The sequence below is a fragment of the Cupriavidus sp. C2SS-8b genome (assembly GCF_057073745.1).
In genome coordinates this window covers 116,998-139,566 of the sequence record NZ_CP172719.1, presented here as the reverse complement: position 1 = coordinate 139,566, position 22,569 = coordinate 116,998, and the positions used below count along the sequence as shown (strand labels likewise).

19 protein-coding genes and 4 pseudogenes are annotated in these 22,569 nt (G+C 63.7%); 8 read left to right on the top strand and 15 right to left on the bottom strand.

The genetic code is table 11. The annotated features are described in order from the left end of the window. The first annotated feature begins 4 nt into the window (after positions 1 to 4). Positions 5 to 1,171 carry a thiolase family protein gene (locus ACIGJB_RS33405; protein ID WP_483735231.1) on the top strand — a complete coding sequence of 389 codons (1,167 nt, stop codon included), beginning with the start codon at positions 5 to 7 and terminating at the stop codon, positions 1,169 to 1,171. Continuing rightward, positions 1,168 to 1,608 (top strand): Zn-ribbon domain-containing OB-fold protein, encoded by a 441-nt coding sequence (locus ACIGJB_RS33400; RefSeq protein ID WP_483735230.1) that lies wholly within the window; start codon positions 1,168 to 1,170, stop codon positions 1,606 to 1,608. The genes ACIGJB_RS33405 and ACIGJB_RS33400 overlap by 4 nt, the downstream gene beginning before the upstream one ends. On the opposite strand, the gene ACIGJB_RS33395 is transcribed toward ACIGJB_RS33400, so the two are convergent. Next, a complete protein-coding gene (locus ACIGJB_RS33395; RefSeq protein WP_483735229.1) occupies positions 1,605 to 2,681 on the bottom strand; it encodes a Rieske 2Fe-2S domain-containing protein in 1,077 nt (358 codons plus the stop codon). The two genes, ACIGJB_RS33400 and ACIGJB_RS33395, sit on opposite strands and share 4 nt — an antisense overlap. A 68-nt stretch (positions 2,682 to 2,749) precedes the next feature. On the opposite strand from ACIGJB_RS33395, the gene ACIGJB_RS33390 reads away from it, so the two are divergent. Next, positions 2,750 to 3,448 (top strand): IclR family transcriptional regulator, encoded by a 699-nt coding sequence (locus ACIGJB_RS33390; protein ID WP_483735228.1) that lies wholly within the window; start codon positions 2,750 to 2,752, stop codon positions 3,446 to 3,448. On the opposite strand, the gene ACIGJB_RS33385 is transcribed toward ACIGJB_RS33390, so the two are convergent. The 7 genes and pseudogenes from ACIGJB_RS33385 to ACIGJB_RS33355 form a co-directional block, all read right to left on the bottom strand. Beyond that, a complete protein-coding gene (locus ACIGJB_RS33385) occupies positions 3,417 to 6,383 on the bottom strand; it encodes a Tn3 family transposase (protein ID WP_483735227.1) in 2,967 nt (988 codons plus the stop codon). The genes ACIGJB_RS33390 and ACIGJB_RS33385 overlap by 32 nt on opposite strands. A gap of 166 nt (positions 6,384 to 6,549) precedes the next feature. After that, positions 6,550 to 7,122, bottom strand: a pseudogene (locus tag ACIGJB_RS33380) (ArsB/NhaD family transporter); the annotation flags it as partial. A 124-nt stretch (positions 7,123 to 7,246) separates the two neighbouring features. Next, positions 7,247 to 7,843, bottom strand: a complete 597-nt coding sequence (locus tag ACIGJB_RS33375; RefSeq protein ID WP_232292905.1) for a hypothetical protein — start codon at positions 7,841 to 7,843, stop codon at positions 7,247 to 7,249. Positions 7,844 to 7,895: 52 nt separating this feature from the next. Continuing rightward, positions 7,896 to 8,159 carry a hypothetical protein gene (locus tag ACIGJB_RS33370; protein WP_007180432.1) on the bottom strand — a complete coding sequence of 88 codons (264 nt, stop codon included), beginning with the start codon at positions 8,157 to 8,159 and terminating at the stop codon, positions 7,896 to 7,898. Continuing rightward, positions 8,156 to 8,518, bottom strand: coding sequence for a hypothetical protein (locus ACIGJB_RS33365; RefSeq protein WP_156903410.1), 363 nt, complete (start codon positions 8,516 to 8,518; stop codon positions 8,156 to 8,158). The genes ACIGJB_RS33370 and ACIGJB_RS33365 overlap by 4 nt, the downstream gene beginning before the upstream one ends. Beyond that, positions 8,515 to 10,308, bottom strand: a pseudogene (locus tag ACIGJB_RS33360) (Tn3 family transposase); the annotation flags it as partial. The pseudogene ACIGJB_RS33360 and the gene ACIGJB_RS33365, both read right to left, overlap by 4 nt. 377 nt (positions 10,309 to 10,685) lie before the next feature. After that, positions 10,686 to 10,868, bottom strand: a pseudogene (locus ACIGJB_RS33355) (helix-turn-helix domain-containing protein); the annotation flags it as partial. 74 nt (positions 10,869 to 10,942) lie between these two features. Here ACIGJB_RS33355 and ACIGJB_RS33350 point away from each other — a divergent pair. After that, positions 10,943 to 12,019: an aromatic ring-hydroxylating oxygenase subunit alpha gene (locus ACIGJB_RS33350; RefSeq protein WP_011178402.1), complete on the top strand. Its 1,077-nt coding sequence runs from the start codon at positions 10,943 to 10,945 to the stop codon at positions 12,017 to 12,019. Here ACIGJB_RS33350 and ACIGJB_RS33345 read toward each other — a convergent pair. From ACIGJB_RS33345 to tfdA, 4 genes are read right to left on the bottom strand one after another with little or no spacing between them, the layout of a single operon-like run. Further along, positions 12,016 to 12,456 carry a Zn-ribbon domain-containing OB-fold protein gene (locus tag ACIGJB_RS33345; RefSeq protein WP_011296186.1) on the bottom strand — a complete coding sequence of 147 codons (441 nt, stop codon included), beginning with the start codon at positions 12,454 to 12,456 and terminating at the stop codon, positions 12,016 to 12,018. The two genes, ACIGJB_RS33350 and ACIGJB_RS33345, sit on opposite strands and share 4 nt — an antisense overlap. Further along, the gene (locus ACIGJB_RS33340; RefSeq protein ID WP_011178401.1) at positions 12,453 to 13,619 is read right to left on the bottom strand and encodes a thiolase family protein; all 1,167 of its coding nucleotides are present in this window, start codon (positions 13,617 to 13,619) and stop codon (positions 12,453 to 12,455) included. Before ACIGJB_RS33340 ends, ACIGJB_RS33345 begins: the two co-directional genes overlap by 4 nt. A 5-nt stretch (positions 13,620 to 13,624) precedes the next feature. Then, positions 13,625 to 15,166: an acyl-CoA synthetase gene (locus ACIGJB_RS33335; protein WP_011178400.1), complete on the bottom strand. Its 1,542-nt coding sequence runs from the start codon at positions 15,164 to 15,166 to the stop codon at positions 13,625 to 13,627. A 42-nt stretch (positions 15,167 to 15,208) separates the two neighbouring features. Beyond that, on the bottom strand, positions 15,209 to 16,072 hold the full coding sequence (gene tfdA, locus ACIGJB_RS33330) for an alpha-ketoglutarate-dependent 2,4-dichlorophenoxyacetate dioxygenase (RefSeq protein WP_011178399.1): 864 nt from the start codon (positions 16,070 to 16,072) through the stop codon (positions 15,209 to 15,211). Between the two features lie 205 nt (positions 16,073 to 16,277). Between tfdA and ACIGJB_RS33325 the strand changes: the two genes are divergently transcribed. Continuing rightward, positions 16,278 to 17,165, top strand: a complete 888-nt coding sequence (locus tag ACIGJB_RS33325) for a LysR substrate-binding domain-containing protein (RefSeq protein WP_011178398.1) — start codon at positions 16,278 to 16,280, stop codon at positions 17,163 to 17,165. Between the two features lie 184 nt (positions 17,166 to 17,349). Continuing rightward, the gene (locus ACIGJB_RS33320; RefSeq protein ID WP_011178397.1) at positions 17,350 to 18,189 is read left to right on the top strand and encodes an IclR family transcriptional regulator; all 840 of its coding nucleotides are present in this window, start codon (positions 17,350 to 17,352) and stop codon (positions 18,187 to 18,189) included. Between the two features lie 27 nt (positions 18,190 to 18,216). Here the strand turns inward: ACIGJB_RS33320 and ACIGJB_RS33315 are convergent, their stop codons facing one another. From ACIGJB_RS33315 to ACIGJB_RS33305, 3 genes and pseudogenes are all read right to left on the bottom strand, one after another. Then, positions 18,217 to 19,005 (bottom strand): enoyl-CoA hydratase/isomerase family protein, encoded by a 789-nt coding sequence (locus tag ACIGJB_RS33315; RefSeq protein ID WP_227978825.1) that lies wholly within the window; start codon positions 19,003 to 19,005, stop codon positions 18,217 to 18,219. Continuing rightward, positions 18,982 to 19,608, bottom strand: a pseudogene (locus ACIGJB_RS33310) (helix-turn-helix domain-containing protein); the annotation flags it as partial. The pseudogene ACIGJB_RS33310 and the gene ACIGJB_RS33315, both read right to left, overlap by 24 nt. Next, a complete protein-coding gene (locus ACIGJB_RS33305) occupies positions 19,577 to 20,449 on the bottom strand; it encodes a LysR family transcriptional regulator (protein ID WP_232355764.1) in 873 nt (290 codons plus the stop codon). The gene ACIGJB_RS33305 and the pseudogene ACIGJB_RS33310, both read right to left, overlap by 32 nt. A gap of 210 nt (positions 20,450 to 20,659) precedes the next feature. Here ACIGJB_RS33305 and ACIGJB_RS33300 point away from each other — a divergent pair, with 210 nt between their 5' ends. Next, positions 20,660 to 21,427 carry a chlorocatechol 1,2-dioxygenase gene (locus ACIGJB_RS33300; protein WP_011178386.1) on the top strand — a complete coding sequence of 256 codons (768 nt, stop codon included), beginning with the start codon at positions 20,660 to 20,662 and terminating at the stop codon, positions 21,425 to 21,427. After that, positions 21,424 to 22,536: a chloromuconate cycloisomerase gene (tfdD, locus tag ACIGJB_RS33295; protein ID WP_011178385.1), complete on the top strand. Its 1,113-nt coding sequence runs from the start codon at positions 21,424 to 21,426 to the stop codon at positions 22,534 to 22,536. The genes ACIGJB_RS33300 and tfdD overlap by 4 nt, the downstream gene beginning before the upstream one ends. Positions 22,537 to 22,569: the final 33 nt, after the last annotated feature.

Here is a 22,569-nt window from a genome sequence, read left to right as displayed (position 1 = left end):
CCGCATGGCTGCCTCCGACATCGTCATCGGCGGCCATGCCGAAACGCCCATCGTCTTCGCGTCGGGCCGAAGCGCCTACGACCTGGCGGCGGACGTGCTAGACGCGCTGGTGCGCAAGTACGGCATCGCGCCGGCCGAGATCGACGGGCTGGCGGTCACGGCGGCATTGAGCGAGGGCAGCAATCCCTTCCACGCGGCCTTCATGTCGGACGCGCTGGGGCTGGAGCTCGACTGGCTGGCGACCGGCACCACGGGGGGATGCGCGATGCTGTCCGCCGTGGCCGCCGCCGCTTCGGCGCTGCGCGATGGGCACTGCAAGCTGGCGCTCGTGCTCGGTGCCGATGCGCCCAGCACGCGCTTCACGGCGCGGTTCCGCGGCTACCACGACGAGTTCGTCGCGCCGACCGGGATGGCCCGCCCGCCCGGCTTCTTTGCGCTGATCCACAACGCCTACGAACAGCGTTACGGCGCGCCCGATGCCGCCCTGGGGAAGATCGTGGTCACGCAGCGCGGGCACGCGCTGGGCAACGCGCGCGCCTGCGAGAAACTGCGAAAGCCGCTTTCCTTCGACGACTACCTGCAGTCGCGCAAGGTCTCCGATCCGATGCGCCTGCTCGACAGCGTGATGTTCTGCGACGGCGCGAACGGTGTCCTGATGATGCGGGCCGAGACGGCGTCCGCGATGGGGCTGTCCCGCTGCGTGCGCCTGGCCGGCTACGCCGAACGCACGAACCACGCGATCCGCCATCCAACACCCGACCTGCTCGAATCGGGCTTCCTCGACGCGGGCCCGCGCGCGCTGCGGCAGGCCGGCCTGGCTGCGCAGCAGATCGACATGCTGCAGCTCTATGACGACTTCACCATCGCCGTGCTGTTGCAGCTGGAGCAGCTGGGCTTCTGCGCCCGGGGCGAAGGCGCCGCCTTCGTCGAGAAGACGGACCTGGGATTCTGCGGCGAGCTGCCGCTGAACACGGGCGGCGGTCAACTCTCCGCGGGTCAGCCGGGCCTGGCCGCAGGCGGCCTCAGCCTCGTGGAAGCGGTGCGCCAGCTCGGGGGCGAAGGCGGCGCCACCCAGGTCGAGGATCCGCGCAATGCGCTGGTCACGGGCATCGGTGGCCTGGGCTATGGCCGGGCCTGGATGATGAGCAGCGCGCTCGTGCTGGAACGATGAGCAGCCCTCGCACTCCGGATGGGGCCAGCGGCCACTACATGGACACCGCGCCGTTCTGGGCGGGCACGCGCGAGCGGCGGCTGCTGGCCCAGTTCTGCACGCAGACGGGGCGGTGGCAGGCTTACCCGCGGCCCGGCAGCATCTACACGGGGCGGCGCGAAATGGAATGGCGCGAGCTCACCGGCGACGGGGTACTGGCAAGCTGGACCGTCGATCGCATGGACGCGCCGGCGGCGTCCGGCGCCCCTCGCACGCAGGCCTGGGTCGACCTGAACGAAGGCCTGCGGATCCTCAGCTGGCTGGTCGAGTGCGATCCGGCGCGCTTGCGCGTGGGCCTGGCCGTCCGGGTCGCATGGATCGCGCTGCACGATGGATTGCACTGGCCCGCCTTCACCATCGCCGCGGGCCCGGGCGCGCCAGGCAGAACGGAACGCTAGCCTTGCGTCACCTCGGCAAGCCTGATCTCCGGTGCCTTGCGCTCCGCCATCGTCAGCCGCTGAAGCCAACGGCGCGCGGCGAGCGGCGCATGGTCCACCGCGATGTCCATCATTCCGCCGCTGCTGGACGGCTCCATCTTCTGAATGACCTCCACGCCGTCGAGCGCCCAGTTGCTCTGCTGGTTCTCCATGAGCACCTTGTCTTCCATCACGGTCTTGCGGAACTGTTCGAACATGCCGGCGGTCAGCGCTTCGTTGTCCAGCAGGAAATCGCGATAGAGCGCCGAGAACTTGAAATGGGTGGTGGATGTGGACGGCGTGCAGGGCCCTGGGACCCGCAGCCGCTTGACCTGGGCCGGATCGGTATTGCCGACCGGCTCCACCTCGATTTCCAGCAGCACGTTGGCGCCGGGCCAGAAGCTGATGCGCTGGCTGTTCTTGACGAAGTCCCAGCCGAACAGGTTCTTGAACGAAGGTCCGGTGGAGGCCCGGTCCCAGTTGCGAGTCACCAGGACCCGGGTCTCGCTGATGTCCACGGTCGGGCGCGTGACCGCCACCTCGGGCGTGCCGACGGTTTCCTGGTGCGCATAGCTCACGTGGGACAGGTCCAGCACGTTCTCGATGTTGAACAGGCAGGGCGCCTCGACGAGCAGCGGTTCGGCGGGCCGCCCGACGTAGCGTCCGGAGCTGCAGATCTCCGAATAGTCGGGCACCAGCGTCTCATCTGCGAGCGTGGGGTCGCCCGGCCAGAACCAGATGAACTCGTCGCGTTCGACCACCGGATACGAGCGCACGCAGGCGCTGGGCGGGACGCGCGCCTGGCCCGGAATGCCCGTGCACGAACCGTCGCCGGCAAAGCTGAGGCCGTGATAGCCGCACTGGACTTCGTCTCCGATCAGCCGGCCCAGCGAAAGCGAGATGCGGCGGTGGCTGCAACGGTCGGCCAGCGCGGCCACGCTGCCGTCGATGCGGCGGAAGAAAACGATCGGCTGCTCCAGCAGCGTCCTCGCCAGCAGGTGCCGGCCGACCTCGTGCTTCATCGCGCCGACGTACCAGAAGTTCTTGGGATACATGGTTTCGTTCTCCTTCAATTCATCCATCTAGCGTAGGGCGGGCCGTTTGCCGTGGCATCAGGAATGTGATGACGAAGTTCAAGAAAACCCTCGACGCATCGCCCCGGCCGGTCAAGTCGGCATTCCGGGCGATCGAGATCCTCGAATACTTCGCCGCGAGGCAGAAGGGCGCCACCATCACGGAGATCGCCGCCGCCCTGGGCTATCCGCAATCCAGCACCTCGATGCTGGTCGGCAGCCTGGAGACGATGGGCTACCTCGCCTTCTCCGAGAAGGACCACCTGTTCTCTCCCACGCTGCGCGTCATGCTGCTGGGCGCCTGGCAGCACGAAGCCTTCTTCGCCGAGAACAGCCTGCTGACCGACATGAAGACCCTGGCGATGCGCACGAAGGCGGGCGTCATGGTCGGGCTGCGCCAAGGCATCCACGTGCGCTTCATCCTGTCGCTGCTGCCCAGCCTGAAGACCCAGGCGCTGTGGTTTCCGCCCGGCGTCCTGCGTCCGGTCTGCCGGTCGGCGGCCGGCAAGGTCCTGCTGGCGAAGGAACTCGACGAGGACATCGAACGGATCGCCACTGCCGCGAACGCCGAAGCGAGCGACGGCGTTCGCGTGGACATTCCGGCCCTGATTCGCGAAGCGCGCGCATGCCGCCGGAACGGCTGGGCGCAGAGCCTGGACTACCCGCGGCCCGGATGGGCGAACCGGGGTCGTCTCAGAAAACGGAAAATAAAGCACGTTAAGCTGGCTGCAGCGGCCGTAGCGGCCTGAACTTGCCCGCGCCGATCTTGGCGTTGCTGCGCCAGAGGTAATCGCCAGTCAGGTTGATGTGCTCCCAACCCAGCGGCGATAGATACTGCAATAGAGAGTCATCAACGGGTTTGCCGTGGCCACGCAGGGCATTCGCGGCCCGCTCCAGATAAACCGTGTTCCAGAGCACGATGGCCGCCGTCACCAGGTTGAGGCCGCTGGCTCTGTAGCGCTGCTGCTCGAAGCTGCGGTCGCGGATTTCGCCCAGGCGGTTGAAGAACACGGCGCGGGCTAACGCGTTGCGGGCTTCCCCTTTGTTCAGCCCAGCATGGACGCGGCGGCGTAGCTCGACGCTTTGCAGCCAGTCCAGAATGAACAGCGTGCGTTCGATGCGGCCCAACTCGCGCAGGGCGACGGCCAAGCCGTTCTGGCGCGGGTAGCTGCCGAGTTTCCTGAGCATCAGCGAGGCCGTCACCGTGCCTTGCTTGATCGACGTGGCCAGCCGGAGGATTTCATCCCAATGGGCGCGGACGTGCTTGATATTTAGCGTGCCGCCGATCATCGGCTTGAGCGCGTCATAGGCGGTTTCACCCTTGGGAATATAGAGTTTGGTGTCGCCCAGGTCGCGGATGCGCGGCGCGAAGCGGAAGCCTAGTAGGTGCATCAGTGCGAAGACGTGATCGGTGAAGCCCGCCGTGTCGGTGTAGTGCTCCTCGATGCGCAGATCGGATTCGTGGTACAGCAGGCCGTCGAGTACATAGGTCGAGTCGCGCACGCCGACGTTCACGACCTTGGTGTGAAATGGCGCGTACTGGTCGGAGATGTGCGTGTAGAACGTCCGTCCCGGGCTGCTCCCGTATTTCGGGTTGATGTGGCCGGTGCTCTCGGCCTTGCTGCCAGTGCGGAAGTTCTGGCCGTCCGACGATGACGTGGTGCCGTCGCCCCAGTGCTCGGCGAAGGGATGCCGGAACTGTGCGTTGACCAGATCGGCCAGCGCCGCCCCGTAGGTTTCATCGCGGACGTGCCAGGCTTGCAACCAGGCCAGCTTGGCGTAGGTCGTGCCGGGGCAGGACTCCGCCATCTTGGTCAGGCCCAGATTGATCGCGTCGGCGAGGATCGTGGTCATCAGCAGGTTCTTGTCCTTGGCCAAGTCGCCGGATTTCAGGTGCGCGAAGTGCCGGGTGAAACCCGTCCATTCGTCCACCTCCAGCAGTAATTCGGTGATCTTGACGTGCGGCAGGATCATTGCGGTCTGGTCGATCAGGGCCTGTGCGGTGTCGGGCACTGCCGCGTCGAGCGGCGTGATCTTCAGGCCCGACTCCGTGATGATGGCGTCCGGCAGCTCGTTGGCCAGCGCCATTCGGTTGACGGTGGCAAGCTGTGTTTCCAGCAGCGTCAGCCGGTCGTGCAGGTACTGGTCGCAGTCGGTGGCCACGGCCAGCGGCAATTCGCTGGCCTGCTTGAGGCGGGCGAATTTCGCGGGCGGCACCAGGTAGTCCTCGAAGTCCTTGAACTGGCGCGACCCCTGCACCCAGATGTCGCCGGAGCGCAGCGCGTTCTTCATCTCCGATAGCACGCACAGTTCGTAGTAGCGGCGGTCGATGCCCGCGTCGGTCATGACCAGCTTCTGCCAGCGCGGTTTGATGAAGCCGGTCGGCGCATCGGCGGGCACCTTGCGGGCGTTGTCGCTGTTCATGCCGCGCAGCACCTCAATGGCGTCGAGTACGTCCTTGGCGGCAGGCGCGGCCCGCAGCTTGAGTACGCCGAGAAATTCCGGCGCGTAGCGGCGCAGCGTGGCGTAGCTCTCGCCGATGCGGTGCAAGAAATCGAAGTCCTCGGGCTGCGCGAGCTTCTGCGCTTCGGTGACGCTCTCGGCGAAGGCATCCCAGGACATGACGGCCTCGATGGCGGCGAACGGGTCGCGGCCCGATTGCTTGGCGTCGATTAGCGCCTGACCGATGCGCCCGTACAGGCGCACCTTGGCGTTGATCGCCTTGCCGGATGCCTGGAACTGCTGCTGATGCTTGTTCTTGGCAGCGTTGAACAGCTTGCCCAGAATGCGGTCATGTAGATCGATAATTTCATCGGTAATGGTGGCCATGCCCTCGATGGCCAGCGCCATGAGGGTGGCGTAGCGCCGCTGCGGCTCGAACTTGGACAGATCGGCGGGCGTCATCTGGCCACCCTCACGGGCGATCTTGAGTAGGCGGTTCTGGTGCACCAGCCGCTCGATGCCAGCGGGCAGGTCGAGGGCCTGCCAGGCTTTGAGGCGTTCGATGTGTTCGAGCATGTGGCGGGAGTTCGGTTTGGCGGGCGACTGGCGCAGCCAGGCTAGCCAAGTTGTCTTGCCGTTATCGCGGCGTTTTAGCAGATCGTCGAGACGATGACGGTGCCCGTTCGACAACGGTTCGGCTAGGGCATCGTAGATGCGCCGGTTGGCGCGGGTGATGGCCTCGGCACTGGCGCGCTCGATGGCGTTGAGAGCGGGCAGGATGATCGACTGCCGCCGCAGATGCTCAATCAAGGCGCTGGCCAGCACAATGCCCTTGTCGGTCTGCATGGCCAACTCGGTCAGCAACTGAACAGCCTGCCGGTAGTGGCTCATGGTGAACGGCTGGAAGCCGAACTCCATTTGCAGCTCGACCAGGTGCTCGCGCCGGGTCTGCTCCCGCTGCCCATATTCACCCCAGCTTTCGATGCCAATCTTGAGCTGGTCAGCGACCAGTTTCAGCAAGGGCGGAAACGGCGGTTCATCGGCGCCAAGGATGACGCCGGGAAAGCGCAGATAGCAGAGCTGCACGGCGAAGCCAAGGCGGTTGGCCGGGCCGCGCCTCTGCCGGATGCTGGACAGATCGGTGTCGCTGAACGTGTAGTGACGGATCAGCTCTTCCTTGGCGTCCGGCAATGCAAGCAGGTTGTCACGCTCGGCGGCGGACAGGATCGAACGGCGTGGCATGGATGCTCTTTTTCTTTCTGTGGCCGAGTAAATCCAGTTCCACTAAAAAAAGGCGCGGATATAGAGCGGTATCCCGATGACCGCACTCAAGAGAATAGCCATACGCCAAGCCGCTCACCCTTCTTTACTCCAATACTGCATGTCCGCAAACAGCGCTCCGCTCGCATCAAGTGAGACTCAGGCGAAGAGCTAGCGCAGCTAGTGTCACTGCCAGTACAGGAACAGTTAGTACAACACCCACCTTGAAGTAATAACCCCAAGTGATCGTCATGCCCTTGCGCGCCAGCACATGCAACCAGAGCAGCGTCGCCAGCGATCCGATGGGGGTGATCTTCGGCCCGAGGTCACTGCCGATCACATTGGCGTAGATCATCGCGTCCTTGACCACACCGGTTGCACTCGTGGCATCAATGGAGAGTGCACCCACCAGCACCGTAGGCATGTTGTTCATGACCGACGATAGCAGCGCGGTGAGAATGCCCGTCCCGAAAGCTGCGCCCCATACGCCTCCTTGTGCGAAGTAATCGAGCAGTCCGGCGATATGTTCGGTGAGACCCTCGTTGCGCAGGCCGTAGACCACCAGGTACATGCCAAGTGAAAAAATCACAATCTGCCAAGGCGCTTCTTTGAGCACCTTGCGGGTGGAGATCACATGGCCGCGCGCCGCCACACCCAGTAGAATCAGCGCTCCGGCTGACGCTACAGCGCTGATCGGCACGCCGACATGGGGATCTACGCCGGAACCCCAGAAAATTCCGTCGTTCCACATTGTGAACATTAATCGGCTTATTCCAGCCGAAGAATGTTGGAGCGACGTCCGGTGAGTGACATGACGGTCTCGGTCACACGGACCATCAGGACCGTTACGCGGGGCCCAGTTCGATTACATTGTGGGACAGGTCGAGACAATCTTCGCAGTCCCGGCAAACCCAGTGCAGCATCGGCCCGACCGGATCTGGATGGTCGCTGAACGTTGTCAGCGCCGCGTCGTACTGAGCATCGGACGTGCTCGAGCGCAGTATCCGCTCGAGATTAGACTCGATGCTGTCCAGGCTGCATTCACCGATGCCGGACTTGAACACCGTCACACCGCCTGACGGGTTGACCGCGAAGAAGAAAAACGCCTTCGTGTCGACCATGTGCGACAGGATTGTCCTGGCGATGAAGTTGCTCGGATTGATCAGCGCATTGAAGATGCGGTAGCCGTAAAACTCTAAGCCGAAGTGTACGACCTCGAAGTCGTCGGTGCCGCGTATCGAGTGGCCAAAGTTGAAACCGCTGCGTGTTACGTCGTTCGGAATGTCATCCACCGGCCGCAGTGCCAGGCAAGCATAGTGCGTCTGGCCCTCGGCCACGAGTCCCATCGCAAAGCAGGGCGCGCGCTCGGCCAGCAAGGCCTCGACAAAATTCCGGTTCATGCGGAGCGTTGGCAGCATCGGGCATCCTTCATCGTGAATCAAATCAACATTTGCCGACCTGGCTGTGCGGTGCGTCGACGTCGAACATCAAAGGCTATACATCGTCGAGCTCGAACAGCGCGCGATCGGCGGGCCGCGACAGATAATCGTCCATCATCGCGCGGAAATCGGCTTCATCCCACTCGCCGCGATCGACACGCCGCAGCAACGCCTCGCCGGCCAGCATGATCTTTCGCTCGCGATCCGCGCGCGTTTGCTTGACCTGCTGGCGCTGCGCCTTAGCTGCCGCTTTGCGGGCTGTTTTCAGCTCCTGCAGCTTTTCGTCTGTCGCATCGAGACGACGTTTCAGCATGTTCATTCTGGCGTCCTGTTCGAAGAAGCGGTTTGCGCGGGAAACCGGCGCGCCGGCGTGCGCCGGTTCGTTACATTCGCGCCGTACTGTCGCGCCCAGGTGCGTACCGAGGGAGCGATATCGACTAACGTCGGCGGCATGTTCGGCAACACATCCATCGTCCAGCCACCCAGCCGCTTTGGCGCAATATACGCCGGTCGCCAGCTGCCGTCGGCCAGGATATCGATCACGAACAGCGACGTGCCGACGCTCAGTCGCCAGGTGTTGACCACGGCTGGGGGTAAAGGATTACCTGGTTGTGGCATCGTATTCCACCGTAACAGGAATAAGGGATTCCAAGCCAGAACCGCCGAAAATTCGATCACTCCAATTCGAGCCCTGCAATGAGCGCGTCCAGGTCGATTTTGTTGTCGCTTTGAAAAGTGTAGTGCCCGTTCAAAAGGATATGCCGCCAGGCTGCCGGTGATATCTGCGTAAGCCGCGCCAGCGCCTTGGCGTTGCCACTGGCCTCCCATTTCGTCAGTAGATGCGACAGAATCGCCGAGTTGTAAAAAATGATGACGTTGGCGATCAGCCGGGCGCACTGGTTGCTGATCTCGATTTCGATGTCGGTGCGGCCGGTCAATTCCTTCTTGCCGCCGACCTGGGCGATGGTCGAACGAAGCTGATGGTAAGACTCGAGGCGGTTTTGGGAGCGATGCACGTTTCGCTCGAGCTGCGGGTCGCGCAGGTAACGCAACGTGTAGATGGTACGAATGAGCTTATCGAACTCAAAAATCGCGCGACGTGTCGGGTTTTCCTGCGAGTACGTACATAGTTTGCGGATCAGCGAGCCCTGCGTGATCTCTTTGAGGCCCAGCGTGGCGACGATCTGATCGATATTTGTCTTCTCACTGGTGATGAGCTGCCGATCGATTTGTCCGATCGGCTGAATCAGGCATTTCTCGTACAGCGCCGGGTCGTCGATACAATACAATTCCTGCAACTGGTCATCGAGGTTTGTGAAGCGAGGCTCGAAGCGCAACCCGAACCAATACAGGATAGCGAAGTTGGCTTTGTTGATGCTGTGCATGTCGCCGGTGATCGCAGTCGGCACTATATCCGACGTGTTGCGATACCAGATGTCGAACACGTGATGCGCCTCGTACTCGTGCGCGCCGATTAGGTAGCCGTTCAACGGGACATGATTGCACAGCAGCGTGTAGGCGACGACGCCTTTGCCTCGTCCGAAGTATTTGCGCGAGTAACGCGCCTTCACGGTCGGTCGCTCGACGCCGAATTTCTGCCCATCGACGGCGCTGTACAGCGCATCGAGATCGAACGAGTAGTACGGGAAGATCGGCAGCGCGGCGATGGCGTTGCTGATGCAGTCGTTGGCCGCATGCAGCGTCGCCTGACGCAGATACTGCTGGTAGGTGCTATCCAGAACGTGGTACGGAATGTCGCTGGTGCGCGCCATGACATGGTTGCCATGGTTCATTGCCTGAGCGATGATAACCGCCATCAGGCTATCGGCGTCCGCTACCTTCTTCGCGTAGCGCGGCTGCAATGGCGTCAGCGCCGACAGGAACTGGCACTGGCCGTTGACGAAGCGGAACACGTCGGCAACATCGCAGAATGGCAGTTGCTCGTAGAATGCCTGCTCACGCACCTTCTGGTTCTCGGTTTTCGGTTTGCGCCAAATCAGCTTCTGCGTATCCTTGTCGTATTCCAGGTGCGTAAGCTTGCCCTGTTTCAGCTCTCGGTTGAAGGCCAGCCATTGTGCATGCAACTCGGCCGCTAACGCATCGAGTTGGGCATCGATTGGCTGCTGCAGGAACGGGATCTCCATCTGCGCCAGCGCGTCGGCCTTCTCGTTCATCGAAACAAGCTCGTCGGAGAAGTGACGATGTTGCAGACTGTCGTCGAGATAGATCTCTCCCGACTGGAAGCGCTTCCGGATCTGGCGGTACAACCAGAATTCGTAGCGATCGGCGTGCAAACCGGTCGGCTGACCATCAGCGCCGAAGATCAGCAGGTACGGTCGCAGGCGCTTCGGCAGCGTGGCCGCGGGACATTCGGCGAGCGGTCGTTGTGACAGGCGCTGCTGTTTGGCGAAGGCCCCCTTGACCCAAGCCAGCGCCGCGAGCCACGGGTTGTCTGGGGCGCTTCGCGAATCAGCGCCGGAATATTGACTTGAACACCGTCAGCCGCCTCCGCGTTCGCGGCAGAGGCGATCCGTTCGATGTCCTCGTCGCGTTCGTTCGCCAGCAAGACCTTGCCGGCCGCCGACCTGCAGACTGGACGCAGGACGCCTGGCGGAAACCACAGCGCGTTGGTCTTCAAGCTCGGCAACAGCGACAGGATGAAGCGCACGTGAATGCCTTGGCGCAGTCCGACCATGACGCCGGCCTTCGTGCGCATCGCGAGGGCCTTCATGTCGGTCACGAAACTGTTCTTCGCGAAGAACGCCTCGTGCTGCCAGGCGCCCAGCAGCATGACGCGCAGCGTGGGACGGAAGAGGTGGTCTTTCTCGGAGAACGTGAGGTAGCCCATCGTCTCCAGGCTGCCAACCAGCATCGAGGTGCTGGATTGGGGATAGTCCAGCGCCGCCGCAATCTCGGTGATGGTGGCGCCCTTCTGCCTCGCGGCGAAGTACTCGAGGATCTCGATCGCCCGGAATGCCGACTTGACCGGCTTGGGCGATGAATCAAGGGTTTCTTCGCGCTTCGTCATCACATTCATGATGCCACTGGAAGGTGCTCGCCCTACGCTCAGCGCACGGTCCGCAAACGAAGGAGAACTAGACCATGTATCCCAAGAATTTCTGGTACGTCGGGGCGATGAAGCACGAGGTGGGGCGGCAGCTGCTGGCGAGAACCCTGCTGGAACAGCCCGTCGTCTTCTTCCGTCGCAATGACGGCAGTGTCGCCGCGCTGGCCGATCGTTGCAGCCACCGTCGCGTCTCGCTTTCCCTGGGGCGCCTGATCGGCGACGAAGTCCAGTGCGGCTATCACGGGTTGACCTTTGCCGGCGACGGTTCGTGCACGAGCATTCCCGGTCAGTCTCGCGTCCCACCGAGCGCCTGCGTGCGCTCCTATCCGGTGGTCGAGCGCGACGGATTCGTCTGGATCTGGCCGGGCGATCCGGCGCTCGCAAACGAAACGCTGGTGCCCGACTACGCGGAGATCTGCAGCTCCGGACGCTACGTCGGGCGGCCCGCCGAAGCCCTGCTCGTCGAGGCGCCCTTTTTGTTCAACATCGAGAACGTGCTGGACCTGTCGCATGTGACCTACGCCCATCCAGAGACCGTCGGCACGCCCGAAGTGGCGCTCACGCGCCCGACCGTCGACGTCAGCGAAGCCAAGGTCCAGGTGACACGCAACTGGGACAAGGCGTCCACCGGACCCTCGTTCAAGAACCTGTTCGGATGGGACTTCGTCAAGAACAGCCAACGCATCAGCTTCTGGCCCGGCGCCAACATGCTGCTGGAGATCGAGGTCGAACCGGTCGGCAACAACGACCCGACGCAGATCAAGCGGCTTCGGGTGCCGGGGCCCTGTACCCCCTCCACATCGACCACGCATTTCAAGTTCTCCGCGCTCTATCGCGACTTCCTGCCGGACAACGAGGCGCTGACCGTCGGCATGTTCGAGCAGTTCCGCAAGACCGTGATGGAAGACAAGGTGCTCATGGAGAACCAGCAGAGAAACTGGGCACTCGACGGCGTGGAAGTCATTCGCAGGATCGAGCCGTCCAGCAGCGGCGGAATGATGGATATCGCGGTGGATCACGCGCCGCTCGCCGCACGCCGTTGGCTTCAGCGGCTGGCGATGGCGGAACGGAGTGCGCCAGAAATCAAGGCCCCAGGCGTGTTGCAAGGCTAGGGTGCCTTTCCGTTGGGCCCGCCTGAATGCGCGGCGATGGTGAAGGCGGGCCACTGCCATCCGTCGGGGAGCGAGATCCAGGCGACCCGAACGGCCAGGCCCACGCGCAATCGCGCGGGATCGCAGTCGACCAGCCAGCTGAGGATTCGCGCGCCTTCGACCAGGTCGATCCATGCGTGCATGCGGGGGGCGTCGGCCGCCGCAGGGGTGTTCATGCGATCGACGGTCCAGCTTGCCAACACCCCGTCGCCGCTGACCTCGCGCCACGCCAGACGACGGCGCCCGGTGTAGACGCTGCCAGGCCGCGGATAGGCCTGCCACCGTCCTGTTTGCGTGCAGAACTGGACCAGCAGCCGGCGCTCGCGCGTGGCCGCCCAGAACGCCGCGGTGTCCATGTAGTGGCCGATGGCCACAGTCGAAGTTCGAAGACCGCTCATCGGTCCAGCACGAGCGCGCTGCTCATCATCCAGGCCCGGCCATAGGCGAGGCCGCCGATGCCCGTGACCAGCGCATTGCGCGGATCTTCGACCTGGGTTGCGCCGCCTTCGCCGAAGAGCTGGCGCACCGCCTCCACCAGGCCCAGTCCGCCGGCAGCCAAGCCTGGTTGACCCGCGGAGAGTTGGCCCCCGCCCGTGTTCAGCGGCAAGCCGCCGCTGAATCTTAGATCGGTCTTCTCGATGAAGGCGGCGCCCTCGCCCCGGCCGCAAAACCCCATGTGCTCCAGCTGCATCAGGACGGCGATGGTGAAGTCGTCGTACAGCTGCAGCATGTCGATCTCCTGCACGGTCAGGCCGGCCTGGCGCAGCGCGCGCGGACCGGCCTGGACGAAGCCCGACGCGAGCAGGTCGGGCGGCTGTTCCTGCACATCGTGGTTCGTGCGTTCGGCGTAGCCGGCCAGCCGCGCGCATTTGGACAATCCCATCGCGGACGCCGTCTCGGCCCGCATCATCAGGACGCCGTTCGCGCCGTCGCAGAACATCACGCTGTCGAGCAGGCGCAGCGGATCGGAGACCTTGCGCGACTTCAGGTAGTCGTCGAGGGCAAGCGGTCTTCGCAGCTTTTCGCATGCGCGCTCGTTCTCCAACGCGTGCCCGCGCTGTGTGAGCACGATCTTCCCCAGCGCGGCATCGAGCGCACCGTAGCGCTGTTCATAGGCGTTGTGCAGCAGCGCAAAGAAGCCGGGCGGGCGCGTCATGCCGGTCGGCGCGATGAACTCGTCGTGGTAGCCGCGGAACTCGGCGGCAAAGTGGGTGCTGGGAGCGTCGGCGCCCAGCACGAGCGCCACCTTGCAGTGCCCGTCGCGCAGCGCCGAAGCCGTTGCGGCCACGGCGGACAACATCGCGCAGCCGCCCGTGGTGCCGGTCGCCAGCCAGTCGAGCGCCAGTCCCAGCGCGTCCGACATGAAGGCCGCATGGAAGGGATTGCTGCCCTCGCTCAGCGCGGCCGTGACCGCCAGCCCGTCGATATCGGCGGGCGCGATGCCGTACTTGCGTGCGAGCTCGTCCAGGACGTCCGCCGCCAGGTCGTAGGCACTTCGACCCGACCCGAAGACAACGGGTGTTTCGGCATAGCCGCCGATGACGATGTCGGATGCCGCCATCCGGCCTACGCTGCCGCCGACGATGGCGCGATGCTGTCGATGTACTGCTGCTTGAGCTTGCGGCGCGCAATCTTGCCGCTGTCTTCGCGCGGCAGCACCGGCATGCTCAGCAAGAACCTGGGGCAACGCAGGCCTCCCAGTCTGTTCTTGAGCGTGGCCCGCATCGTTTCGAGGTCGACGCGCGCGCCGGCGTGCGGCTCGACCACGAGGACCAGGACTTCGCCGAGGTCCCGGTCGGCGATGCCGAAAGCGACGCAATCGCGCACCTCCGGCAACTTCATCGCTTCCTCTTCGAGTTCCGCCGGAAGTATGTTCACGCCGCCGGAGATCACCATGTCCTTCTTGCGATCGCTGATCCACAGGAAGCCGTCCGCATCCAGATGCCCGACGTCGCCGAGCGTGATCCACTCGCCGCGTCGAAGCTCCGTCAATGCCTCGGGCCGATTGTGGTAGGTCACCAGATCGGCAACGTCGGCGTGAACGAGGATCTCGCCCTTGTCGCCGATGGGCACCGGATGTCCTTCGTCATCGACGATGGCGATGCGGACGCCCTCGGGCGCCTTGCCGACGGTGCCTGGGTGCGACAGCCATTCCTCGGACGTGCAGGTCGCGATCACGCCGATCTCGGTGCCGGCGTAGTACTCGATGATGACCGGGCCCCACCAGTCGATCATGGCCTGCTTGACATCGCGCGGGCACATGGCCGCCCCATGCGTCACGGCGCTCAGCGTCGACGTATCGAAAGCGGCTCTGCGCGCCGGCGGGAGGTCGAGCAGCCGGCTGAACATCGTGGGCACCACATGCATGTGGCTCAGGCGATGGCGCTCGACCAGGTCGAGAAGATCATCCGCGTCGAAGCGCGGCTGAAGCACCAGGACTTCGCCGAAGCGCAAGCTGTTGAGCGCATAGACATAGGGTGCCGAGTGGTAGAGCGGCCCCGTCAGCACGGCCCGGATCGGCCGAATCTCTTGCCCGTGCGCCAGACGAACCCTCAGGCCGAACTTCGCCGCGAGCTCGGGCGTGCCGTTGGCGCGCTGCACGCCCTTCGGGCGGCCCGTCGTGCCGGAGGTATAGAGCAGACTGGCCGGCGCCGCGACCGGCAAGGCCGTCGAAGGCTCCGATGCCTGGAGCCAGCCTTCATAGTCGACCGTGCCCGGGTTCGCCGTGCACGACGCATCGGACAGCCGATAGGCCTGCCGGATCTCGGGCGGCGACGCGGCTTCCAGCACCTTGCAGGCCTCGGGCACCGCGGATGCAACGCCCTTGAGCAGATCGGTGTGCGCGACGAGCACACGCGCTTTGCAGTCCTCGAGGATGAAGGCGATCTCGTCCCGGTTCGCATGCCAGTTCAAAGGCACCGCAACGATGCCGGCGCGGTTCGCGGCCAGCGTCATTTCGAGCACCGGAAAGTCATTGCGCATGAGGATGGCGACGACATCACCGGGCCTCAATCCCCATGCCGCCAGGCCGCCCGCCGCTCGAAGGACGCGCTGCGCCAAGGTGTCGCCGTCCAGGCTACGGCTGCCGCTGATCAGGGTTGCGTACATCTTGTGGGGCCTTCGCGAAAAGGGCGTGCGCCATGGCGTGCGCTAGACGACGGCATCGTCCAGGGTGGTCGCCCGGCGCAGCTCACGCCTGGCCGAGATGTCGTACCTGCGTCCGCGGTGAAGAACGCAGCGGTTGTCCCACATCACCAGATCTCCCACGTTCCAGCGATGCCGGTACACGAATTCCCGCTGTGTCGCGTGCTCGAGAAGCTCCGCAAGCAGCATCCGGCCTTCGGCCACCGGAAGGCCTTCGACGTGGCTCGCGTGCGCGCCGATGAAGAGAAACTTGCGCCCGGAGCCGGCGTGGGTTCGAACCAGCGGCCAGTTGACCGGCGGCATGGCATTGCGTTGCGCTTCCGAATAGTCGGTGTCGCCGAGCAGGAAGCGGGAGTTCAGTGCGTAGTGCTCGGCACGCAGCCCTTCCAACTCGGATTGGAGGTCCCGAGGCAGCGCGTCGTATGCCGCACGCATGTCGCAGAACTCGGTGTCGCCGCCCGACGGCGGAACCACCACCGCGGAGAGCATCGAGTAGCGGGCAGCAGGTTGCTGAAAGGAGCTGTCGCTGTGCCAGAGCTGGTTCGCGAAGTTCCCGACCACCTCGCGCGCATCGCGTTGCGCGACCTTGCCGTCGAGACTGACGTTCGAGATGTCCGCCAACTCCGCGTACTTGAATCTCGAAGGTCTTTGATTGACCTTGATGAAACCGCCTTCGAGTGGCCCGAAATTGCGCGCGAAGGCGATCTGCTGATCCTGACTCAGGGGCTGCCCCCGGAACACCAGCACCGACTTCTCGTCCATTAGCCGTTCGATCTCTCGGACCTCGGTCGAACCCAAGGCCTCTCGAAGGTCGATGTCTTCGACCCCTGCGGCGAAAAGAGGATGAAGGGGATTTGCGACGACGCTCACTTTTTTGCTCCTTTTCTAAGAGACTGTTTCAAAAAGACGGCTCAGCGCGCCTGAAGATGTTCCAGCAGACGAGAGAGCAGCCGAGTTTTATCATGGCGGTAGTCTAGAAATGCCGGGCCATATGGTCTAATACCTTCCATCAGCGCGAGCGATACGGGATCGGTATGGCTCTCCGGCAGCCGGAGCCAGCCACCAGGAGTGAAGAATGGAGTTTCGACAGCTTCGCTATTTCGTTGCTGCCGCGGAGGAGGGCAACGTCGGTGCCGCCGCGCGGCGGCTGCATATTTCCCAGCCCCCGGTCACGCGACAGATTCACGCGCTCGAACAGCATCTGGGCGTGTTGTTGTTCGAGCGCAGCGCGCGCGGCGTGCAGCTCACGCCCGCCGGGGCCGCGTTTCTCGAAGATGCACGGCGCATGCTCGAACTGGGTCGGACTTCCGTGGACCGGTCCCGCGCCGCCAGCCGGGGCGAGATCGGCCAACTCGATATCGGCTACCTCGGCACGGCGATCTACCAGACCGTCCCGGCATTGCTCCATGCGTTCACGCAGGCGGTCCCGGGGGCGACGCTGTCTCTGGCCCTGATGCCCAAGGTGCGGCAGATCGAGGCCCTGCGTGCCGGCACCATCCATCTCGGTGTCGGCCGCTTCTACCCCCAGGAGCCTGGAATCACGGTGGAGCACCTGCACTACGAACGGCTGTATATCGCAGCGGGTTCGAGCATTGCGCGCCAGCTGAGACAGGATCCGACGCTGCTGCGGCTCAAGAGCGAGTCCCTCGTTCTTTTCCCCAAGGAGGGGAGGCCGAGTTTCGCTGACGAAGTGATCGCCTTGATGCGCCGGGCCGGGGTCGAGCCGCGCGTGACGGCGATTGTCGAAGATGTCAACGCGGCCCTCGGGCTCGTCGCGGCCGGCGCCGGCGTCACGCTGGTCCCGGCCTCGGTGGCCGCGATTCGGCGGCCCTTCGTCCGGACGATGGAGATGGCCGATGCGAGCGCCAAGGTGCCGGTCAGCCTGACTTACCTGACCGACTCTCGCGTACCCGTGCTTCGCGCATTTCTCGATGTCGCAAGACGCGGGAAAGGACAGAAATAGCGCGGCTGGCTACGTGTACGATTTCGTGTTCGAACGCGAACTCCGTCAAGCAACTCGACCATCCATCGCCGCCGTCAGGCGCCAGCGCGAAGACGACTACCATCGAGATAGATCACCCGCCGCGTGGCGCCCGCAACGGGCCTCCTCGAAGGCGAATGCAACCCCGCTCCCCTCAGCACGGCACATGGCCACCCAAGATCGAACCCAGGCGGCACGCAAGAAGACATCGGGCCCGGCCGCGGCCAAACCCGCCAGCGAATCGACGCTGTACGTGCAATCGGTCGAGAAGGCGATGAAGGTGCTGATGGCCTTCGACGGCTCCAAGCGCCAGCTTTCGCTGTCCGAGATCTGCACGCTCACGCAGCTCGACCTGAGCGCCGGGCAGCGCTTCACTTTCACGCTCACGGCGCTCGGCTACCTCAACAAGGAATCGGAAAGCCGCAAGTACGAGCTCTCGCCGCGGCTGCTCGACTTCACCTACCATTACCTGGCGTCGAGCGACGTGGTGAACCGCGCCACGCCCTTTCTGCAGCAGCTCAGCCAGATGACGGAGGAGGTCTGCAACCTCACCGTGCTCGACGGGCCGGACATCGTCTTCGTGCAGCGCATCGTGAGCCGCAACGTGCTGCATCCCAACGTGATCGTCGGTACCCGCCTGCCGGCCTACTGCACCGCGCCGGGGCTGGCGCTGCTGTCGACGCTGCCCGAGGCCGAAGTCGATGCGCTGCTCGACGCCAGCACGCTGGTCAGGCACACGCCCAGGACCATCGTCGACCGCCGCAAGATCAAGGAGCGCGTGGCCGTCGCGCACGCGCGCGGCTTCGTGCGCACCGAGGACGAGTACTTTCTCTCCGACATCTCCACGGCCGCGCCGATCACCGATGCGCGCGGGCGCGGCATCGGCGCGATCAACGTCGCGGTGTCGCGTGCACGCTGGGAACCGGCGCGCGACGAGCAGCGCTTCGCCGACCTGGTGCGCAGCACGGCCTTCGCCGTGTCGGCGCCTCGGCGGCACGTCGCCTAGCAGCGAGGCCCGGGCGGGGCCTGCGATTCAGCGGCCCTTGAAATGCGGCGTGCGCTTCTCTGCGAAGGCCGCGCGTGCTTCGCGGAAGTCCTCGCTGTCGTCGGCCCGCGCCACCATGGCGTCGAGCTCGGCCCGCCGTTGCGCGACCTGGCCGGCGAGCACCGCATTCAACTGCGCCTTCGAACCGGCGATCGACAAGGGCGCGGCGGCGGTCATCGGTGCGCCGAAGCGCAAGGCCGCCTCGACGACATCGCCCTCGGCCACCGCGTCGGCGAAGCCGGTGCGGCCGATCTCGTCGATGCCGAACATCTGGCCGCTGTAGAGCCAGCGCCGCGCGTTGGAAGCGCCGATCAGCCAGGCCAGGCGCTGCAGCTGGATGGTCGGATAGACCAGGCCCAGCTTCGCGACCGGCACGCCGACGCGCGCCGTCGCGTCGGCCACGCGGAAGTCGCAGCACATGGCCAGGCTGCAGCCGCCGCCGGCACAGACGCCGCTGATGGCCGCGATCACCGGCAGCGGGGCGCTCTGTACCGCGGCATAGGCCTCCTGGATGCGCTGGCGGTAGACCTCGGCGTGCGCGGGATCGGCCTTGGCCGCCGCGAAGGCGACGATGTCGTCGCCGGCGCAGAAGTGGCCGCCGCTGCCGGTGAGCACCACGAGCCGGACCGAGCGGTCCTGCGCGAAGCGCTCGAAGGCGGCCTTCAGGTCGGTCCAGGCGTCGAAGTCGCAGGCATTGCGCCGCTGCGGGCGGTCGATGGTGACGATCGCGGTGCCGTCGCCGCGCTGATCGATGAGGATGTCCGGCCCGTCGAGCACGGTGAGGTTGCAGACCTCCTCCGTCATCTGGCTGAGCTGCTGCAGAAAGGGCGTGGCGCGGTTCACCACGTCGCTCGACGCCAGGTAATGGTAGGTGAAGTCGAGCAGCCGCGGCGAGAGCTCGTACTTGCGGCTTTCCGATTCCTTGTTGAGGTAGCCGAGCGCCGTGAGCGTGAAAGTGAAGCGCTGCCCGGCGCTCAGGTCGAGCTGCGTGAGCGTGCAGATCTCGGACAGCGAAAGCTGGCGCTTGGAGCCGTCGAAGGCCATCAGCACCTTCATCGCCTTCTCGACCGATTGCACGTACAGCGTCGATTCGCTGGCGGGTTTGGCCGCGGCCGGGCCCGATGTCTTCTTGCGTGCCGCCTGGGTTCGATCTTGGGTGGCCATGTGCCGTGCTGAGGGGAGCGGGGTTGCATTCGCCTTCGAGGAGGCCCGTTGCGGGCGCCACGCGGCGGGTGATCTATCTCGATGGTAGTCGTCTTCGCGCTGGCGCCTGACGGCGGCGATGGATGGTCGAGTTGCTTGACGGAGTTCGCGTTCGAACACGAAATCGTACACGTAGCCAGCCGCGCTATTTCTGTCCTTTCCCGCGTCTTGCGACATCGAGAAATGCGCGAAGCACGGGTACGCGAGAGTCGGTCAGGTAAGTCAGGCTGACCGGCACCTTGGCGCTCGCATCGGCCATCTCCATCGTCCGGACGAAGGGCCGCCGAATCGCGGCCACCGAGGCCGGGACCAGCGTGACGCCGGCGCCGGCCGCGACGAGCCCGAGGGCCGCGTTGACATCTTCGACCTCGGCTGCGATTTTTGGCTCCACTCCTTCCGTTCTAAATATGGAAACTACCTTGTCGGCGAAACTTGGTCGGTCGCCGCGTGGATAAAGAATGAGGGGCACATCGAGTAGGTCTACAACTGCACGGGCACGGGAAACGCGTGTGTCCCACGGATCGGCAGCGGCGACGTGAAGCGTCTCCGTCCCAATGTTCCAACTCGACACGCCTTCGGTCACCGGATAGAAGCGCCCGAATCCGATGTCCACCACCCCTGAAAGAAGAGACTCGAGCTGAGCTTCCTTGGTCATGTGAGACACGGCGACGGTGGCGTCGGGATACGTTGCGAGGAACGTTCTGACGAACGCCGGAACCGTCTCAAAGACAGGAGTCCCAAAGTAGACGAGCTTCAGCTCACCCGATTCGCCTCTAGCGGCAGCTTGCGATCGCCGCGAAGACCGCTGCACAAGCGCGAGCAACTGACGCGCGTCATCAAGAAACACCTTTCCGGCGGCGGTGAGTTCGACGCCCCGTGCCGTCCGCTCGAAAAGCTTTGCCCCAATATCGCGTTCCAAGGCCTGGATCTGACGAGTAAGCGGTGGCTGCGATATGTGCATCCTCTGTGCCGCTGTTCCGAAACCTCCCGCCTCCGCGACCGCGACGAAGTATTTCAACTGTCTTATTTCCATGTTCCGTCCCGTTGCGCTGCCTGTTACAAGGCGATTGTGAGCAAGCACCTGCGGTCTCGCAACTAGGGAAAGACATACCGAAACCGTATGGTCTAGGCGGAGAAAAGGTATTGGACGGTATGGGATTGCCGTCTCTATTATGACTGTGCGGGGCAATTGTCGCCCACGTGTTCATGTTTTCATGACGGAGGCAAAGTGAACAAAAGAGTCAAGGATGTTGTCGATGCGATCGTCGCGGCGGTACAGCGGGTGCTCGACCAGAAGGAGGTTACTGAGGCGGAATACCGAACTGCGGTTCATTACCTCATGCAAGTAGCCGAACAGCGTGAAACCGCTCTTCTTTGCGATGTTTTTTTCAATAGCACCGTGGCTGCGACGAAGGCTCGTATTAGCGAAGGTTCAACGCCTGCTATCGAGGGACCCTACTATCGCGACGACGCCCCTCTGGTCGATGACCGGCTCAAGACTTACGACACGGACGACCACAAGCCTTTGCTTATCCAGGGAACGGTCAAAGCGGTCGACGGGAGCGTTGTCGAGGACGTGACGATTGATGTCTGGCATTCGACGCCCGATGGGAAGTACAGCGGTTTCCATGACGACATCCCGACTGATTTTTATCGAGGGAAGCTCAGGGTGGGCACCGATGGCAGCTTCCGCGTGCGCACAACGATGCCGGTGCCGTATCAGATCCCGGATCAGGGTCCCACGGGCGCATTGCTCGAAACCATGGGTGGTCACTCGTGGCGTCCCGCTCATGTACATTTCAAGGTGAAGGCGCCGGGATATGAAACGTTGACCACGCAGTACTACTTCGAAGGTGGAGATTGGATCACGGACGACTGTTGCAACGGCGTCCAGTCTAGTCTGATTACTCCCGATATTGTGGAAGAGGGTGTCCGCCTGATGAACATCAACTTCGTTATCGAGCCCGCGCGTGCGCAGGCGGGGGCAAACCCGTGAAGATTGACGCGATTGAAGCAGTGATCGTGGATGTGCCGACCAAGCGGCCGATCCAGATGTCGATCACTACCGTGCACCAGCAGAGCTACGTTATCGTCCGGGTGTATTCGGAGGGGCTCGTTGGTGTCGGCGAGGGTGGAAGCGTTGGTGGTCCCGTCTGGAGCGCAGAGTGTGCGGAGACGATCAAGATCATCGTGGAACGGTATCTCGCGCCCCACCTCCTCGGAACTGATGCGTTCAACGTTTCAGGTGCACTGCAAACCATGGCGCGTGCCGTCACCGGAAACGCCTCTGCAAAGGCTGCGGTCGAGATGGCGTTACTGGATCTCAAAGCTCGAGCGTTAGGCGTATCGATCGCCGAGTTACTTGGCGGGCCGTTGCGCAGTGCGATTCCGATTGCCTGGACATTGGCGAGCGGAGATACGAAACGCGATCTCGATTCTGCCGTCGAGATGATTGAAAGACGACGACACAATCGCTTCAAAGTCAAGCTTGGCTTCCGGTCGCCCCAAGACGATCTCATCCATATGGAGGCTTTGTCAAATAGTCTCGGATCGAAGGCCTACCTTCGCGTTGACGTGAATCAGGCTTGGGACGAGCAAGTGGCGTCCGTCTACATTCCTGAACTGGAGGCGCTTGGCGTGGAACTCATCGAACAGCCGGTCGGCCGCGAAAATACGCAAGCGTTGAGGCGGCTCTCCGACAACAACCGCGTGGCCATCATGGCCGATGAGAGCCTGAGTACGTTGGCCTCGGCATTCGATCTCGCGCGCGACCGAAGTGTGGATGTCTTTTCGCTGAAGCTTTGCAACATGGGAGGGGTCTCGGCGACGCAAAAGATAGCAGCGGTCGCGGAAGCAAGCGGGATTGCATCGTATGGCGGAACAATGCTTGACTCGACGATCGGCACATCGGTTGCACTTCAGCTCTATTCTACGGTTCCATCGCTTCCGTTCGGTTGCGAACTGATCGGTCCCTTCGTGTTGGCAGACACGCTGAGCCACGAGCCACTCGAGATCCGGGATTACGAACTGCAGGTTCCCACTGGCGTAGGTCACGGCATGACGCTTGACGAGGACAAGGTGCGCCAATACGCACGCGTCAGCTAGGCAAAACGCGCAGCGCAGGCCGCGGCTGTGGAT